General features: G+C 40.3%; 20 protein-coding genes. 16 read left to right on the top strand and 4 right to left on the bottom strand.

The annotated features are described in order from the left end of the window. Positions 1-9: 9 nt before the first annotated feature. Together ACOQOE_RS15270 and ACOQOE_RS15265 are read left to right on the top strand one after the other, a co-directional pair. On the top strand, positions 10-477 hold the full coding sequence (locus ACOQOE_RS15270) for an FKBP-type peptidyl-prolyl cis-trans isomerase (RefSeq protein ID WP_067865808.1): 468 nt from the start codon (positions 10-12) through the stop codon (positions 475-477). A gap of 85 nt (positions 478-562) precedes the next feature. After that, positions 563-751, top strand: coding sequence for a YqaE/Pmp3 family membrane protein (locus ACOQOE_RS15265; protein ID WP_067865811.1), 189 nt, complete (start codon positions 563-565; stop codon positions 749-751). A 63-nt stretch (positions 752-814) separates the two neighbouring features. Here ACOQOE_RS15265 and ACOQOE_RS15260 read toward each other — a convergent pair whose 3' ends face one another. Continuing rightward, positions 815-1,075, bottom strand: coding sequence for a hypothetical protein (locus ACOQOE_RS15260; protein ID WP_067865815.1), 261 nt, complete (start codon positions 1,073-1,075; stop codon positions 815-817). 580 nt (positions 1,076-1,655) lie between these two features. Here ACOQOE_RS15260 and ACOQOE_RS15255 point away from each other — a divergent pair. Together ACOQOE_RS15255 and ACOQOE_RS15250 are read left to right on the top strand one after the other, a co-directional pair. Continuing rightward, entirely contained in the window at positions 1,656-1,781 is a 126-nt protein-coding gene (locus tag ACOQOE_RS15255; protein ID WP_269454615.1) for a hypothetical protein, read from the top strand. 324 nt (positions 1,782-2,105) lie between these two features. Continuing rightward, positions 2,106-2,321 carry a hypothetical protein gene (locus ACOQOE_RS15250; protein WP_420554384.1) on the top strand — a complete coding sequence of 72 codons (216 nt, stop codon included), beginning with the start codon at positions 2,106-2,108 and terminating at the stop codon, positions 2,319-2,321. 47 nt (positions 2,322-2,368) lie between these two features. On the opposite strand, the gene ACOQOE_RS15245 is transcribed toward ACOQOE_RS15250, so the two are convergent. Continuing rightward, positions 2,369-3,499, bottom strand: a complete 1,131-nt coding sequence (locus ACOQOE_RS15245) for a methyltransferase (protein ID WP_420554383.1) — start codon at positions 3,497-3,499, stop codon at positions 2,369-2,371. 278 nt (positions 3,500-3,777) lie between these two features. Here ACOQOE_RS15245 and ACOQOE_RS15240 point away from each other — a divergent pair, with 278 nt between their 5' ends. The 6 genes from ACOQOE_RS15240 to ACOQOE_RS15215 all read left to right on the top strand — a co-directional run bounded on the left by ACOQOE_RS15240 (position 3,778) and on the right by ACOQOE_RS15215 (position 9,088). Continuing rightward, on the top strand, positions 3,778-3,957 hold the full coding sequence (locus ACOQOE_RS15240; protein ID WP_067865825.1) for a hypothetical protein: 180 nt from the start codon (positions 3,778-3,780) through the stop codon (positions 3,955-3,957). A gap of 478 nt (positions 3,958-4,435) precedes the next feature. Next, the gene (locus ACOQOE_RS15235; protein ID WP_067865828.1) at positions 4,436-5,353 is read left to right on the top strand and encodes an SPFH domain-containing protein; all 918 of its coding nucleotides are present in this window, start codon (positions 4,436-4,438) and stop codon (positions 5,351-5,353) included. Further along, positions 5,354-5,803 (top strand): NfeD family protein, encoded by a 450-nt coding sequence (locus tag ACOQOE_RS15230; RefSeq protein WP_067865831.1) that lies wholly within the window; start codon positions 5,354-5,356, stop codon positions 5,801-5,803. A gap of 53 nt (positions 5,804-5,856) precedes the next feature. Then, positions 5,857-6,351, top strand: a complete 495-nt coding sequence (locus tag ACOQOE_RS15225; protein WP_420554382.1) for a M48 family metallopeptidase — start codon at positions 5,857-5,859, stop codon at positions 6,349-6,351. Positions 6,352-6,599: 248 nt separating this feature from the next. After that, positions 6,600-7,151: a DUF2726 domain-containing protein gene (locus tag ACOQOE_RS15220; RefSeq protein WP_067865837.1), complete on the top strand. Its 552-nt coding sequence runs from the start codon at positions 6,600-6,602 to the stop codon at positions 7,149-7,151. A gap of 260 nt (positions 7,152-7,411) precedes the next feature. Next, positions 7,412-9,088, top strand: coding sequence for a S8 family serine peptidase (locus ACOQOE_RS15215; protein ID WP_420554381.1), 1,677 nt, complete (start codon positions 7,412-7,414; stop codon positions 9,086-9,088). A gap of 130 nt (positions 9,089-9,218) precedes the next feature. Here the strand turns inward: ACOQOE_RS15215 and ACOQOE_RS15210 are convergent, their stop codons facing one another. After that, positions 9,219-9,842: a LysE family translocator gene (locus ACOQOE_RS15210; RefSeq protein ID WP_075107930.1), complete on the bottom strand. Its 624-nt coding sequence runs from the start codon at positions 9,840-9,842 to the stop codon at positions 9,219-9,221. 734 nt (positions 9,843-10,576) lie between these two features. On the opposite strand from ACOQOE_RS15210, the gene ACOQOE_RS15205 reads away from it, so the two are divergent. Both ACOQOE_RS15205 and ACOQOE_RS15200 read left to right on the top strand, forming a co-directional pair. Beyond that, the gene (locus ACOQOE_RS15205) at positions 10,577-11,044 is read left to right on the top strand and encodes a DUF302 domain-containing protein (RefSeq protein WP_067865845.1); all 468 of its coding nucleotides are present in this window, start codon (positions 10,577-10,579) and stop codon (positions 11,042-11,044) included. A gap of 188 nt (positions 11,045-11,232) precedes the next feature. Continuing rightward, on the top strand, positions 11,233-12,213 hold the full coding sequence (locus tag ACOQOE_RS15200) for a DUF6635 family protein (protein ID WP_420554380.1): 981 nt from the start codon (positions 11,233-11,235) through the stop codon (positions 12,211-12,213). A gap of 154 nt (positions 12,214-12,367) precedes the next feature. On the opposite strand, the gene ACOQOE_RS15195 is transcribed toward ACOQOE_RS15200, so the two are convergent. Then, a complete protein-coding gene (locus ACOQOE_RS15195) occupies positions 12,368-12,877 on the bottom strand; it encodes a DsrE family protein (RefSeq protein WP_420554379.1) in 510 nt (169 codons plus the stop codon). A gap of 611 nt (positions 12,878-13,488) precedes the next feature. Between ACOQOE_RS15195 and ACOQOE_RS15190 the strand changes: the two genes are divergently transcribed. From ACOQOE_RS15190 to ACOQOE_RS15175, 4 genes are all read left to right on the top strand, one after another. Next, positions 13,489-13,656, top strand: a complete 168-nt coding sequence (locus ACOQOE_RS15190; RefSeq protein WP_420554378.1) for a DUF2726 domain-containing protein — start codon at positions 13,489-13,491, stop codon at positions 13,654-13,656. Continuing rightward, complete coding sequence (locus tag ACOQOE_RS15185) at positions 13,638-13,886, top strand: DUF2726 domain-containing protein (RefSeq protein WP_067865854.1); 249 nt, start codon at positions 13,638-13,640, stop codon at positions 13,884-13,886. Before ACOQOE_RS15190 ends, ACOQOE_RS15185 begins: the two co-directional genes overlap by 19 nt. A gap of 228 nt (positions 13,887-14,114) precedes the next feature. Further along, positions 14,115-14,483 (top strand): hypothetical protein, encoded by a 369-nt coding sequence (locus tag ACOQOE_RS15180; protein ID WP_420554377.1) that lies wholly within the window; start codon positions 14,115-14,117, stop codon positions 14,481-14,483. A 167-nt stretch (positions 14,484-14,650) separates the two neighbouring features. Beyond that, entirely contained in the window at positions 14,651-15,565 is a 915-nt protein-coding gene (locus tag ACOQOE_RS15175) for a DMT family transporter (protein WP_420554376.1), read from the top strand. Positions 15,566-15,671: the final 106 nt, after the last annotated feature.

Below are 15,671 nucleotides of genomic sequence, written 5' to 3'. Positions count from 1 at the left end.
GGAGAGTGTATGAAGATTGCAAATAATAAAGTTGTTAAGTTTCATTATGCCTTAGTTAATGCTGATGGCGAAGTATTAGATGGCTCCCGTGGGGGCGACCCTTTACCTTATCTGCATGGACATAAAAACATTGTGCCGGGTTTAGAGCAGGCCATGTTGGGTCACAGTGTCGGTGATAAATTCAAGATTAAGGTGTCACCTGAGCAAGGCTATGGGCTGCGTGATGAAGACAAAGTCTCATTGGTTGAACGTGCGTCTTTCGAGGGGTTCACCGAATTAGCTGAAGGCATGGTTTGTCAGATGGAGGATGAGCAGGGTGATCTTCAGCTTGTCTCAATTACCAAAATTGATGAAGAGGAGGTGACGGTTGATGCGAATCATCCTTTTGCCGGTCTTGAACTCAATTTTGATGTGGAAATTATGGACATCAGAGATGCAACAGAAGATGAGTTGTCTGCTGGACGTATTGAACTATAAACTTTTTAAAGTTATAAAACCGTTTAAATAAAGCCGTACGCAGTAGCGATTACCTTCAAGCTACCGTGAATATTTGGAAATTATCATGCGTTTAATATTAGCTTTGCTTATACCTTGGTTACAGTTTTTTACTATTGGTCGTCCAATTGCCGGCATTATCTGTTTGATTTTACAGATCACGGTTGTCGGTTGGATTCCTGCCGCTATTTGGTCAGTGTATGCACTAAGCCAGTATAAAACTGATCAGAAAATTAAGGATGCATTAGATCGATAGTATTGCTTTGCTATCGATTCTTACTCCTAGCTAAGCCGTTGAATAAACGGCTTTTTTATGTCTTTATTTTACTTTTTCCTGCCATTCTAAATCTCCTATTTGAACTTTTAACCACTCAAACCCTATCTTCTTAGCAACGGCGGCTGCGCCATCTAAGCTTTTAAATTCACGTTCCTTTTTTGAGCGTTGTAGTTCAAGGGTAAAAACCTCTTCATGTTTAGTGACAAATTTTAGTGTCCAGCCTCGTGCCATAGAGATCGGTATTGCTTGGCAAGAATCAAATACACCTGCCTTAAAAAGAAGTCTTATTTCTTTCTCTTGCATATTCATATTCCTTATTTAACTTATCTTAAATTAATAATGATAATTATAAATTAAGTTTTGAGTATAGCCAAATTTTTAGTTGATTTTTTGTTGTCTAACTAATTGAAAAATAAGGATAAAATAAATTATTTCTAGGTTTTAAAAGGGGTGTATTTGTTGTTTGTAACTAATTGAAATTAAAGGATATTTTTTATTTGTCATCTTGAAATATTTTAATCAAATTGTTGTTTTAAATGATTAAAATTTATTTATGTTTGTTGTAATTAATTTTTGATTGTTTATTGATTTGTTTTGTTTTGTTGTTCAACCGCTGGTTATCTTATGGAGTAGCTTTCGAAGGTTGGGCGTGTGAGAAGAGTCGCTGTTGATTTGCAGCATTATCTGGGATCGGTAGGTCAGAAAGAACTGCCTGGCGCTTGGGGTAAAAGGCCCAATAAATTGAACTAGATCAATAAAAGGCTAAGCCAGTATTAAACGGGAGGGGCTTTCTTGAGCTGCATCAATATTTGCTAATGTGTAAAGGGGTAATCTCCTTTACCAGAGCAGTAAAAAATTACGAACAAATCGTGGGGATATCGTGATGGTTGATGTATATAGTATGGAAGTGTTGGTTCCTAGCTTGTTGATGATTGGTGTAATGAGCGCCGCTATGACTTGGGGCTTTTTTAAAGTTCGCGGATTGATGAACGAAGATAAAAAGAAGTAAGCGGATACTATTGAGGTTGTTGTCACCTTCCTCGGTTCGATAGAGAGTTCTCTTACTACAGCAAAAGAAGATCACTTTGGTGGTCTTTTTTTGTTTTTGTCATATGCCTATTGAGTTTGTATATCTCTGCATACTTATTAAACCTTAGACTAAATGCTGTTTATAGCTTAAGCGTATTGTGTACACTTATCCCTGATTTGTATAAGTGAAATGGCCCCATGTAATGAGAGGTCAGCACTTGTACATTTTTGAAATAATAAGTCCTTTACAAGCAAGAGGTTCTTCAAACTGCTTCTTGCGTGATAAATGAGAGGTTTTCGCATTTTGAGCAAAAAGGAGATGATGGTGAATGACAGTAGAGAAAGAGGCTTTTATAAAGTCCGTTATGGTAAGCGTTGGATTGCCGCTTATTGGTGTGGTGAACTATGGGGTTTACCGGACGAGATGAAACCGGGGGAAGAGGGATGGGAAGCTGTGCTTGATCAGCAACCCGATGAAGTTGGGGAGTTCATCCCTATGCCGCTGACCTTAAGTAGCTGATAATCAATGGGTCGGTAGATGCACTATCGACCCCATATTGTTATATTTTATTTAGTGGCTCTTAAAATTATAAATTTTTTATTACTGGCTACGGTTGTACAGTTACCAAAGATTTTCTTAAGTGGAATATGGTAACCAAGATGGCGATTGCCAATAACCCAGAGCTCCCCACCTTTTTTGAGTACGGCGTAAGATTCATGGAACATCTGCTGTGCTATAAAATCACCGACAACATTCTGCTGATGAAACGGGGGGTTGTTGAGTACTAAATCAAAACTATTCTTAGCTAAACCCTGTAAACAATCAGTCGGTGTGAATATCGCTGTGCGTTCAGGCCCGAATGCATGGATAAAATTTATTTTAGCTGAATCTACAGCCATAAATGATTCATCAACAAAGTTGATCACCGCTTTAGGGTTTTTCTCCGCAGCAACTAATCCGACGACACCGTTTCCGCAGCCTAAATCAACAATCGTTTCATATTTATCGGTGGCAGGTAGGTACTGTAGGAAAAAGCGAGTCCCTATATCCAAGCTATCTCTAGAGAATACGGCAGCGTGATTGCTAATTTGATACTGAGTTCCTTCAAGTTTGTAAGTTGAAGGGTATGGCGAATCGGTGATATTAAGTGACTCATCTATAGTAGGAAAGATTAAACGAGCTTTCTTTTTAGCTAAAGATGTCTTAGTCGGGCCGATTATTTTCTCGAACAATTTTAATGTTGATGTATGAATTGCTTTAGTCATCGCTCCCGCAATAATAGTGCTTTCTCGTGTTAAAAGCGGTTTTAACCGGATGAGCTGATCTTCCAACATAGCTAAGCTTTTTGGTACTTTGATAAGCACTATGTCAAATATCTGTTTGGGATAGTTAAGGCTCGTATGAAGGGTTATATCTTCTTGGCTGATTTGGTTGTCCGTTTGGTTTTCCTTAGTGCCTGCATGGGCTAACCAAGAGTCGCTTATGGATTCTGGATGGAATTGATTGAGCGATACAGCCAGCGCGCCAAACTGATCATTAACGATGAGCACCTTTGAATGCTCATTGATTGCTTCATTTTCGCTAAGATGCTGAAGAATATATTCATCCGCTGCATCCCAAGCTCTAAGTTGCTCTTTTCTACGGCGAGGAAAGCGTGATAGTTGGAACTCTCCAAAGGCGCTGCTAAGTATGTCCATCTCTTTTTACCGACTCCGGATCTTAAATGAGCGCGATTTTACCACAAGCTCTTAGACAAATGCCGCCTAGAAATTAAAGCGGATTAGAAGCACCTTTAGATCGATCTATATATAAAAAGTGCGTTGCTTTTATATGTTTCATTTTCATGAAGTTTTTCATAATCATTTGATCCTGAAGGTTAAAATCTATATAAATATGTATATACATTCGATGTGCGTTGGGCATGCGTTGTATTTGCTGTATTCTTCCTGTCAGAAGATATTTGAGGTCGCACAGTATGACTGAAAAAAAGAAGACGAAAGCGAAGAAAAAAAACAGCCAATTAGTAATTCGTATTAATGGTGAGCAACGAGATGAGTTTGTTTCGCTGTGTGATGAATTAGATACAAGCGCTGCACGTGAGATACGTCGTTTTATACGTGGTTTTCTAGAAGAGCATGCGCAAAAAGAAGAGTGATAATTATCACCTGGATGATTGCTGTGCTTATATTTAATTATTCCAATGGAGATTTATATAATGGCTAAAGTAAAAGCAAAAACAGTTAAAAAAGAGATCAAAGCACGTAAAGCTAAAATTGCTAAGCACGAAGGTAAGCTTAAAGGGCTTAAGAAACTGCTTAAAAAAGCAAAATAATTAGCGCTTAACTGATTATTTTTAGAAAGGAAGTAGATGATATCTACTTCCTTTCTCCTCTATTCCATTCAATTCTGTAACCCTTTCTCATCTCATCCTGCATCTTTAGAGCTATTTTTTTATAGGCTCCCTATCAGTTATTCTTGATCAGTATTACCATAGACGGCTCTAGTTCATTATTCAGGTAATAATGAAAAATAAGGGAATCGATGCTGTACATGTCATAGTTGCCAATTACTCTAAAAGGTAGAGTGGTTGGATCTGCGTACAGGCGTTTAGTGTTCCACAAATGGAGGTTGTAATGTTTGGATTTGAAATGACAGCAGGCGTAGTCGTTGTACTGGCTTTGATTGTAATTTTTTCGGGGGTCAAGATGGTCCCACAGGGCCACAACTGGACGATAGAACGGTTTGGTCGTTTTACCAAAACCCTAACGCCAGGGCTGAATTTGATTATTCCTTTTGTGGATCGTATAGGCACTAAGCAAAACATGATGGAGCAGGTATTAGATGTTCCTCCGCAAGAAGTTATCAGTGCAGATAATGCTCAGGTTACAACAGATGCTGTTTGTTTTTATCAGGTGCATGATGCATCTAAAGCCAGTTACGAAGTAAATGATCTATACCGCGCTATGCAGAATTTGGTCATGACAAATATTCGTGCGGTGCTAGGCTCAATGGAGTTGGATGAAATGCTATCTAACCGAGATAACATTAATAGCCACCTTCTGAATAAAGTTGATGAAGTTACCGATCCTTGGGGTGTAAAAGTTACCCGTGTAGAAATTCGTGATATTTCCCCTCCTAGTGATCTGGTTGATGCGATGGCCAACCAGATGAAAGCGGAGCGTGAAAAGCGTGCTGCTATTTTAACGGCTGAAGGTGAGCGCGAAGCAGCAGTTCAGGTAGCCGAAGGTGAAAAGCGTGCGGCTATTTTAAGAGCCGAAGGTGAAAAAGAGGCCGCTTTCCGTGAGGCGGAATCCCGTGAACGTTTGGCTATGGCCGAAGCGAGAGCTACAAAAGTAGTATCAGAAGCGATCTCTCAAGGTAACCCGCAAGCGTTGAATTATTTTGTTGCACAAAAATATACTGAGGCATTGCAAGGTATAGGTGCAAGCGAAAACTCTAAAGTGGTTATGATGCCATTGGAAGCAAGTAGCATGATTGGCTCTATAGCTGGCATTAGTGAGTTACTTAAAAATACTAAAGCAGGATCTTAAATGATTGAGCAACTAGAAACGTTGTCATATTGGCACTGGATTATTCTTGGTCTGTTGCTACTGGCCGGTGAAGCCTTAGGGGCAGCAGGCTTTTTAATCGGTTTGGCAATTTCTGCGTTTATTGTTGGAGCTTTGTTAGCTATAGATTTGGTACATGATTGGCAGATCCAATTTCTGCTATTTGCTCTATTTTCTGTACTTGCTTCTATTGTTTTCTGGAAGTTTTTCCGTAGTCAAAATACGACAGATGAAGCGGTTAATATTAATAACCGCGCAGCCCAGTTGATTGGTAGAAAGCTGACCCTGCAGGCGGATATTGACAATGGCCAAGGTAAAATTCAGATTGGCGATACCCTATGGAAAGTAGAAGCAGAAGGTGAGCTAAAAGCCGGAACCTTGATAGAGGTTTATGCCTCAGAAGGCATGGTGCTTCATATTCGCGCAGTTTAATGACCCAGCCAAGCGTATGACTAACTTATTACGCTTGGCTAATTGAAGATAAAATGCATCGGTTAAAATATATCAGCCATTACCCTAGCCACATTCAGCATCAAGTGCAGGAATTGCTGGACAAAAATAAGCTAGGCACAATATTACAAAAAAAATACCCAGCAATTCATAGCTTTCAAAGTAATAAAGCGTTATATGATTTCGCTATAGATATTAAAAATAGCTATATGCGCAAATCTTCGCCTCTTAGCAAAGTACAGTACAGCGATAAAATATCTGCATTAAACGCTTTAGGCTTACACACCCGTATATCCCGTGTGCATGGAGGGAAGTTAAAAGCTAAAAAAGAGATTAAGATCGATTCCCGTTTTAAACAAATGCCACTGGAATTTTTACGTATGATCGTGGTACATGAGTTAGCGCATTTAAAAGAGATGGATCATAACAAAGCGTTCTATCAGCTTTGTGAGTATATGGAACCTAACTATCATCAATATGAATTAGATCTTCGCCTTTATCTGACCTTTCTAGATATTTCTGACTCTTAAACATATCTTTTAATATATTTGAGTCGAGCACTTTTAAGTGGGCGATCTCTTTATAGAGGCCGATCTCGGTATATTGTTAAGTTATCAGTAATTTTATTATTGTTACGCTTCTTGTCACTGATAGATTTAGAGCCCCGAAAATAATTGATAGATTTTGTTTGAAACAGGTACAGTTCGCTTAAATTTGAGATGCTTTCTGTATACACACTGGGTAATATTGCCGCCTCATTTTGTACAAGGTTAAAAATGTGATTGAACAATCGTGGCTATATCTTTCTGCTTTAGTAATCTTCTTAATTCTATTGTTAGTTTGTTTCAAGAAAGTCAGGGCAAAACAGGAAATCGATCCAAACTTGTCTCAAAAAGAGCGTATGTTTACCTCTGTTCTTGAAAAAGCAGTCGGGGAGCAATATAGAGTTATCTGTAAAGTTCCAATGGAGCATGTATTTGAGGCAGAAAGTGGCTTATCAGATAGAGCTAAGAATAAAGTAACTAAACCGCTTAAATCCCTCCAGTTTGATTACATTGTGTGTGCTGTTAGTAATAGCGCCGTTATCTGTGCTGTCGAATTAGATGATCATGAATATCATAAAAAGCGTCATAAACAACAAGATCTATTTATTGAGGAGTTGTGTTATGAAGTGGGTTTGCCTTTACTTAGAGTCGCCCCTCAAAATGGTTATAATTTAGTCGAAATTATTGAGCGGTTTGAACGAACAATCTCTGCCCCTAATACTGCTAATTCTGAACTCGGCCAAGCGCAATTTAGTTTGAAAATGGTCGATGTTTATCGCCCTTAGCCGGGCTAAATACATCGTTTTTACCTCACTGCGCTTAGCACCCTCTTACGTTTCTCGCCTCTAGTTAATGAATTTCAAGTTATTTAGTCTTCAATTGAAAACCGCAGTGAGCATTTTTTGTTCAAAAAAGCTAAAATGCCACTACCAGTTTTTGAACTTATAAGATATGAGGATTGGTTGATTGATCCGATATGCTTCAGAGCCGTCTTTTAAGATTCGAATTAGTTTATCCATGTGGTAAGGGATTATAGGAATTTAAAATGAAAATTAGGAATCTTCGGTTGTTACCATTGCTTGGTTTAACCTCTTTAATATCGCTAAATGCAGCGGCTGTTACGGTGGAGCATAAACCTACCGATCAGATTATCATTAAGTTTGATAATGCAAATGTTGAAGGGAATTCACAAGCGAGAACGTTATCAACACGCCTTAATAAGAAACTTGCCTTTGTTCGTAAAACTTCTCAAGGTTCCTATGTATTTAGACTTCCCTCAAGAGAAAATTTTTCGAGTGTAAAAGCCTACTTGAAAGTGTTGAAAACTATCTCTGGTATCAAATACGCTGAAGCTGACCAGATGATGTTTGCTATTAATGACTTAGCGGTTCCTCCTACCGAAGGCATCGTGGGTACAAAGAAGCCAATTTATGACCTGCAATGGCATTATTTTGAACCGGTTGGAGGTATGAATGCTGATGGTGCATGGAATCAATTAGATAGTAGTGATTCAGTGGTAAATGTAGCTGTTTTAGATACGGGGATCACAGCGCACCCCGATCTAGATGCTAATGTTATTGGCGGTACAGATATGATTACTGCACAGTCCATATCTAATGATGGCGATGGACGAGATGCTGACCCAAGTGATCCCGGTGATTGGGTTAGTCGAGGCGAATGTTATTTAGGCTCTAAGGCGTCAAATAGTAGTTGGCATGGGACTCATGTCAGTGGCACGATCAGCGCTTTTACTAATAATAGTGCAGGTGTTGCTGGTGTTGGTTATAACAAAATTAATATAGTGCCTGTTCGTATATTGGGTAAATGTGGTGGTTATACCTCCGATATTGCAGATGCGATTGTTTGGGCTGCGACTGGCGAGGACAACCCGAATAAAGCGCAAGTTATTAATATGAGTATCGGTGGCGCGGGTAGTTGTAATGCAACCTACCAGCAAGCGATAGATACTGCGGTTGCGGCCGGAACAACGATTGTGGTAGCAGCGGGTAACTCGGATGATGATGCTGGAAACTATACGCCTGCTAGCTGTAATAATGTAATTAGCGTTGCTTCTACTAACCGAGCTGGAGGTCGAGCTTATTATTCAAACTACGGCGATGTTGTTGATCTAGCAGCACCTGGTGGGGAAACAAGTACAGGTGCACGTAATGGCGTGCTTTCTACCTTAAATGAAGGTACAACGGTTCCAGCCGCTCCAACATACGCTTATTATCAAGGCACTAGTATGGCAGCCCCTCATGTGGCAGCAGTGGCTGGTTTACTCTATGTGAAAAAGCCGAGTGTTACGCCTACTGAAGTGAAAACTATATTAACCTCAACGGCACGTGCATTTCCTGACTCCTGTGTTCAATGCGGGTCTGGTATTTTAGATGCTGGTGCAGCTATTGCGGCATTGGATGGTAGTGTTACGCCGACAGAACCTGCGGCACCAAGTAACTTTACTGCCATAGCGGGTGCTGGCACAGTAACGCTTAATTGGTCCGATCAAAGTACAAATGAAACGGGTTTCTATATTGAGAAACGTCGTAAGTTCTCTAATCAATGGGGTACTTATCGTTCCGTTGTGAGGGCGGCAGCCGATTCTACGAGTTATCAAGACTCTGTATTTGGGGGCACTTATCAATACCGTATCCGCTCTCAGAATAGTACAGGTGACTCTGCTTGGGTTGTGAGTGGGCAGGTTTCAGTATCAAGAAATTGATACGGCTTCTATCAGAACAATAATTAGACCTTTCTTCTATTACTGTGAAATCAATGGATGAACAGCTATAGAAGGAAGGATCTTACTTCCGTTCTTAGTTATTGAGCTCTGTTTTAACTTGGAGCAGGGCTTACTTTCCTAGTGCTAGCCATAATCCAACAATAATCATAAGTGAGCCTGCAATACGGTTCATTAAACGGACATTGTCGCGCTTCATCAGTAGTTGCCGAAGTAGCTTGCCGCCATTTGCGTAAATCAGCAAACAGATGAACTCCAGCAGTAGAATTATGGCGATTAACATACTTAATTGCGGTGCTATTGGCTGTGTTGAGTCTATAAAGGGTGGTAAGAGGGTAACAAAAAAAGCCCAGCCTTTAGGGTTTGCTACCGCAGTTAAAAAACCATTGGATGCCAATTGTAATCGAGATAGCTCTGGTTGCTCTTGTGTCGATTCGGTTAAAACGAGCTTTCCTCTTGAGCGGAACATCTGATAACCAATCCAGCATAGGTAGGCTCCGCCACCTAATTTGAGAAAGAGAAACGCATCAGGATATTTAAGCATTAAGGTAGCAACCCCAAGGGCCGCCGATGTAGCGACTAAGCCCACGCCAATCAGTTCCCCCCACATCATATGAAGGCTGCGTTTTACGCCAATTGATATACCTAAGCTAAGAGCTAGGGTCATACACATACCTGGGGTGATAGAAACTAAGAAAAAAGTGGGGATAAAAAGGGAAAGAAGGGTCAACGACATCTAATCTATTTTAGTTAGGAACAGTTAGTGTTAGAAGTACTATAAGGGTGGGGTAGAAAGCAATAAAAGTGGTGGATATATTAAATAATTTTATAGTCCATATAATGGGCTGAAAAGTAGGCAGTCTTCTATAATCCCTATTTTACGGGCCTTTGTGAGGATACCCATAATTAGTCTACATACTTATCCACAGAATGTGGGGGTAAAAAAATAGTTAAACATAAGCTTAAGTTGAGTGAATTTTATACAAAATTTTTGGTTAAAGAATTAAAAGCATATTTATTAAAAAGATGTTGCTATTAATCGAGAAATGGGGCTTTAGTGGATAGGGTTAATAAATAAACAGTTATCTGAAAGCCTTATATTTAGGGGTATATAGGGGATGTCCATAATTAATCTACAGTGTTATCCACAGTTTTTGGGGAAGCTTTGTAGGCTAATCTATTTTTTCCTGTGATAGGTTTAAAGTATCTAGCTAAGCTGGCGGCTAAGGAGTTTAAATTAATGACTAATCGGAGATGAGGGAGTCGTTCAAGCGATTTTCTTTTCCCTTACGCTGAGGAATTATTGTCAGTAGTTACTTTTTCTTACTTGCTTTGGGTGTAATCCTTATTGTGACCCGTTGGGTCAACAGATTAAGAAGGTTGTAATTACTTTATTTGAAACTTATTCTCATGTGTCTTGTCACATATTCGGTTCAACCGCTGTTTGATTAAATTGAGGGAGCTTTATATATGAAACAAGCATTAATCTTAGTTGCGCTTACGTTAGGTATTAGTAATTTTTCGTTTGCGGCGGATGGCTCCTTAGCTGAAAATGGTCTTGTAAGTGTACCAAGTACGCATGGCGTAAAAGAAACTGCGGATAAATTAGAATCAGTACTAACAAGCAAAGGGATGACTGTTTTTACGCGTATAAATCATACGGAAGGCGCTAAAAAGGCTGGTAAAGAGTTACGTGAAACTGAGGTGGTGTTGTTTGGTAACCCCAAGGTAGGTACTCCCTTGATGCAATGTTCCCAAACTATGGCGATAGATCTGCCGCAAAAAGCACTAGTTTGGCAGGATGAAAATGGAGCCGTATGGTTGAGCTATAATGACCCTCATTACCTTGCTTCACGCCATAATGTTAAAGGCTGTGATGCTGCGGTGGCTAAAGTTTCTGGTGCGTTGGCAAAGTTTGCCAAGGCCGCTACAGAGTAATTGTTAGCTGATAGTTAAGATACAAACCATTCATATTAATCGGCCAGTATTGAATGCTGGCCGATTTTTCTGCTTTATGTCGATATAAACTAATTTACCGAGTTTCATCAGGGCTTAACCTAAAGGTTTTAAACTCAATAAGGTTTTTATCATCATGGCCATAAGGTCTTACTTAGGCTAAGTTATTTATGTCACACTCAGATCTAACGTTACCTATAGTGAGCTTGTCGGGAGAGGTCGAGCCAGCTATTGAGCGTGGTATCAAGCGTTACTTTGAATCTTGTCAAGCGCGTATCCCCGATTTTGTAAGCCGGCATTTTAATTACCCTGGCGCTATAAAAACCAACCGTATTGCTTGGGGATTAGATATTTTCCGTGCCCCTGTTAATCTTTTTTGGGCACCCTGTTTTACCTTAATCAGTTTGTTTAAGTTTTTGCTAGGTCGTTTTTCAGATGGGGATCAGTTAGGCAAAATATTGGCTGCTATTCCCGCCGGTTTTACCACCGATGTTCAGAAACAGATTTCTGATCTGGTTCTCAGTGATCTGCTTAAGGCAGCTAAGGAGGATTTGGGTGAAGGCGAATACACCCTTAACTGGTATATCACAGATGAATTGCGCAATCTTTATCAACGTGCAGAACATGTGGAAGTGGATGAAAAACACTTCCATGCCTGTTTTCAACCTATTGTTACTGAATCTTTAGCCCAGTATCAAGTTGCCAGAACCGCTTCAGCTGATATTGCAAACACACTGTCATGTACTATCTTAGGAGCCTTTGCCTTCCAGAAATTTACACCCGGAGGCATAGGTATCGCGCTAATGTTAGCCTATTCATTAAGTATCCAATTAGCTGCTTCAGATTTTATTTTTGGCCATAGAGTGGGGGAGCTCTATTATGGTGCTTTCCCACCTGATCCATCTTTGGGTTTAACTACGCTGAGTATAGTGTTTGTACTGACATTGTTGGCATCTTTTGCCGCTTTATCCGGTGTTATTACAGACCCTATACAAGCGAAAACAGGGTTACATCGTTTCCGACTGCGCAAAATGCTTAAGCATATGGAAGATGATTTACTCAAACAGACTCAGGGTAGTTTCCGCCCTAAAGATCAGTATGTAGCACGCATATTAGAAAGCTTTGATTTGATTAAGTCGGGGTTGTTGTAGCTGGGGTAAGCACCTAACCTATAGGTCACTGTATATTGTGCCGTTGAAGTTGTAAAAAGCAAAACCTTATCCCTCGAAGGGACCCCTCGAATGCTTTCGAGAGGTCTATTTTACAGGTAAGGTTGTCTCTCTTATCTTTGTGATTTGTACTCTCTTAAAAAACGGGTACTAATTTATATCCTTTAGTTTGCCACCCAATAAGAGAGATAAAGCCATCGGCCACCATGCTTAGTTCTGGTGGTAGGGTTTCATCTTTTACATTAAAAACTTTAGTCGCAATTGCACAAACTTCAATTCTCACCCCGCGCTCATGTAAAGCTTTGATACTCGCTTGAATAGAGTCAAACTCTTTTTCATAATCGAATGTCAGTTCAGGGTTATTTGTTTTGCTGAGGAATTGCACTGTGGGCCCGATAATAACAATGATCATCTCGGTAGATACGCCTTGTCGCTCTAAGCCATCGTAAGTACCTTTTATTAAGTCCATGTAAAAAGCTGTTTGTGCGGCCGTTTTAAAGTCGATTAAGAAAACAGATTTCACTGCATCAATTCCTTTAAGAGCCACTGAGTCATCATATTTTTCTGCGCTTGCAGAAAAAGATAAAACGCTTAAAAGAAGAGCGCTAACTAAATATAAAAAACGACGATAAGCGACAAAACACATAAGTAACTCCATTTAATATACAAATTATCCGAAAACTAGACGGGATTATATAAGCCGATCTGAAAGCTTAACGGCTCTTGACCATAGGCAGCTAACGTCTGCTCAGATCTAACTAATTCCGCTTACCTTCGCCCATTAGCACTCCTGAATTTTTTCAGGAGCTAAGATCTATTGCTTACATATCTGCACGTATAACATTCCCTTTTACGCGAAAGTTGTAATAAATACCATTCCAAATGTTAACGCAAAAAGCTTTATTTTCTGGCGTGAAGATAATCAAAGCAGTGCTTGAAAGTACGATTACAGATTTTCATCATTTATGAGCTTAAGCCTCAGCTACTTATCAGTAAGTGTAGTTGTGTCATGGGCTGCTGATAAAGGCAAACTGTTTGCCAGTAGACCAGAGGGTCTAGGAGCAAAAGCCAAAAGGAACGGCGAGTAAAGGGTATTTAATGGATATAATTCTGATTGTTGTCGTACTAATGTTAATTGCGTTATTTTTCTTAAAAGGTCTTGCCTCTTAATTAAATAGTGAAAACCCTTTAAGTGACGCACTTGGTTATCGTCAAAAGAAAACCCTGTTTAGTGCAGCCGAACGCTCTTTTTTAGGTGTGCTTGATCAAGTCATTGATCAGGATAAGTATCGTGTTTTTGGCAAGGTGTGTGTAGCTGATCTAATAGAACCTAACCCATCAAAAAACCGAAGCGAATGGCAAAAAGCTTTTAATAAGGTTAATGCTAAGCACTCCGATTACATTATATGTACCGCGATATTTTAATCCCTGTCTGCACTATTGAGCTGGATGATCAAAGTCACAACCAAAAGAAACGTCAGCAACGTGATGAACTGCTTGAGTCAGTATGTGAATCCGCAGGGCTTTCGCTTTATCGAGTACCGGCAAAACGTGGGTATAAACCAGAAGAGCTAAAGGCTTTGTTGGGGAAGCGCTTTGAAAGTATGGATAAAGCTGAGATTTTGCCGCAGAAAATTAATGGAACCGTTTTGTAGGGAGGAGATTAGTGGAGCGGTTAGATAGCAGTTATCCCTGTTTTTTTATTTGTTTGCAAGTAGGTTGCTTATGGCTGAGTTGATCCCCTTCTTAAATACTTGCTTACCTAATATGACATCAGGCGAGAAGCGTTTGGCTCGCTGTTTAGAAGCCTTTCTGGAAGATGATTATTTGTGTTGGTATGACATCCCGTTGGTGGGAAACGTCGTGATCCTGACTTTATTATTTTGCACCCGTCAAGAGGCTTGCTGTTTTTAGAGGTAAAGGATTGGAAGCCTGAGAGTATTAAGAAGATCAGTCATCATTCGGTAGATTTACTGACTGGTTCAGGAATGAAAACAGTATCTAATCCTATTGAACAAGCTCGCCAGTGTAGTTACCAAGTTTTAAATATGTTGGAGGCTGATACTGCTTTAAAACAAGTGTCCGGTCGCTATAAGGGGAAGTTGTGTTGTCCTTATGGCTATGGGGCTGTGTTTACAAATATTAGTCGGCGGGCTTTGGATAAAGCAATTCCAGAGGAATATAGGTCAATACTTTTATCAACATTGGGTTATTTGAATCGGGAAAATAACTTCCGGCTCGGGGGGGGCTGAACTTTAGCAGTGTGTGAATAAAAGGCCATGATGACATGACTAACGCACTAGAGGAAAAAATATGTTTCGCTAACTTGGCGAATCTGCATGCCTATTTGTCTTATTTTAGCTATATAAATTATTTAAGACAAAACATAATAGTGGCTACACTATTATGGGGTATCTATATGTTGGTTCGTCAACCACTCGATCTGTTTGCATTTGGTTGTATGTTGCTGTTTTGTTTAGTAATGGCATCACAACAGGTGGTTTTAAAAGCGGTTGAAGAGGATATTGCGCCGGTTTTCCAGATTGCGTTGCGATATGGAATTGCGCTACTGCTGTTGATGATGTTGATTCGCACGAAGCGAACTCAAGTCAGGCTCGCGCCTGAAAATAGATGGCCAGCGCTGTGGATCGGTGTTTTATTTACTTTGGAGTTTCTTTTATTAGGGGAGGCGTTAAGATTTACAACGGCTGGACATGCAACGGTTTTTCTTTATACCTCCCCTATTTTTGCTGCGATAGGGCTACATATTAAAATACCGAGCGAGCGTATGGGCATTCTGCAATGGGTCGGTATCGCCTTAGCATTTAGCGGTATGGTGTTGGCATTTATTGGGGGAGACGCAAGCAGTTTCGGTGCAGTGGTGCTGTTGGGCGATCTATTGGCATTGTTAGCGGGGGCTTCGTGGGGCGTTACAACGGTTGTTGTTCGAGCAACGGGGTTGTCGGTGCTACCAGCGAAGCAGATCTTATTTTATCAGCTGTTAATTGCATTTGTGGTGCTGGGGTTGTGGTCCTTTTGGAGCGAGCAGGCTTCTATTAATCTGACACCTGAAGTGCTGGCAAGTTTGGCGTTTCATGGAATTGGAGTTGCTTTTCTCGCTTTTTTGCTCTGGTTCTGGTTGTTAACCCGCTATAAGGCATCTCAGCTAGGCATTCTCTCCTTTATGACCCCTGTTTTGGGTGTGTTGCTGGGGAGCTGGTGGCTTAATGAGCAGATTGAGCTGAACTTTATTATTGGCGCGGGATTTATTCTTGCGGGGGTGTTGCTGGTTTGTAGGAGGCCTGCCTCTGGCCGAAGGGTTGCTGTGGCATAGTCTGTTTGTGGTGACCTTGTAAAAACTGAACACGTCTCTACCCTCTGCCCAAAAAAGCCCAGAACAGTGTCTGGGCTTTTTTGTGATTCAAATATCTAGTGCTTAA

The organism is Neptuniibacter marinus (assembly GCF_965223595.1).
GTDB classification, from domain to species: domain Bacteria; phylum Pseudomonadota; class Gammaproteobacteria; order Pseudomonadales; family Balneatricaceae; genus Neptuniibacter; species Neptuniibacter marinus.
Note: the sequence above shows the minus strand (reverse complement) of the source record. Positions and strands in the feature narration are given on the sequence as shown.

Bases quoted from the DNA above. Each gene is read 5' to 3' on its own strand.
- ACOQOE_RS15260 (WP_067865815.1), bottom strand. From the start codon at position 1,075: ATGCAAGAGAAAGAAATAAGACTTCTTTTTAAGGCAGGTGTATTTGAT.
- ACOQOE_RS15240 (WP_067865825.1), top strand. From the start codon at position 3,778: ATGACTGAAAAAAAGAAGACGAAAGCGAAGAAAAAAAACAGCCAATTA.
- ACOQOE_RS15210 (WP_075107930.1), bottom strand. From the start codon at position 9,842: ATGTCGTTGACCCTTCTTTCCCTTTTTATCCCCACTTTTTTCTTAGTT.
- ACOQOE_RS15215 (WP_420554381.1), top strand. From the start codon at position 7,412: ATGAAAATTAGGAATCTTCGGTTGTTACCATTGCTTGGTTTAACCTCT.
- ACOQOE_RS15185 (WP_067865854.1), top strand. From the start codon at position 13,638: ATGTACCGCGATATTTTAATCCCTGTCTGCACTATTGAGCTGGATGAT.
- ACOQOE_RS15200 (WP_420554380.1), top strand. From the start codon at position 11,233: ATGTCACACTCAGATCTAACGTTACCTATAGTGAGCTTGTCGGGAGAG.
- ACOQOE_RS15270 (WP_067865808.1), top strand. From the start codon at position 10: ATGAAGATTGCAAATAATAAAGTTGTTAAGTTTCATTATGCCTTAGTT.
- ACOQOE_RS15205 (WP_067865845.1), top strand. From the start codon at position 10,577: ATGAAACAAGCATTAATCTTAGTTGCGCTTACGTTAGGTATTAGTAAT.
- ACOQOE_RS15245 (WP_420554383.1), bottom strand. From the start codon at position 3,499: ATGGACATACTTAGCAGCGCCTTTGGAGAGTTCCAACTATCACGCTTT.
- ACOQOE_RS15175 (WP_420554376.1), top strand. From the start codon at position 14,651: ATGTTGGTTCGTCAACCACTCGATCTGTTTGCATTTGGTTGTATGTTG.
- ACOQOE_RS15195 (WP_420554379.1), bottom strand. From the start codon at position 12,877: ATGTGTTTTGTCGCTTATCGTCGTTTTTTATATTTAGTTAGCGCTCTT.
- ACOQOE_RS15255 (WP_269454615.1), top strand. From the start codon at position 1,656: ATGGTTGATGTATATAGTATGGAAGTGTTGGTTCCTAGCTTGTTGATG.
- ACOQOE_RS15265 (WP_067865811.1), top strand. From the start codon at position 563: ATGCGTTTAATATTAGCTTTGCTTATACCTTGGTTACAGTTTTTTACT.
- ACOQOE_RS15230 (WP_067865831.1), top strand. From the start codon at position 5,354: ATGATTGAGCAACTAGAAACGTTGTCATATTGGCACTGGATTATTCTT.
- ACOQOE_RS15225 (WP_420554382.1), top strand. From the start codon at position 5,857: ATGCATCGGTTAAAATATATCAGCCATTACCCTAGCCACATTCAGCAT.
- ACOQOE_RS15235 (WP_067865828.1), top strand. From the start codon at position 4,436: ATGTTTGGATTTGAAATGACAGCAGGCGTAGTCGTTGTACTGGCTTTG.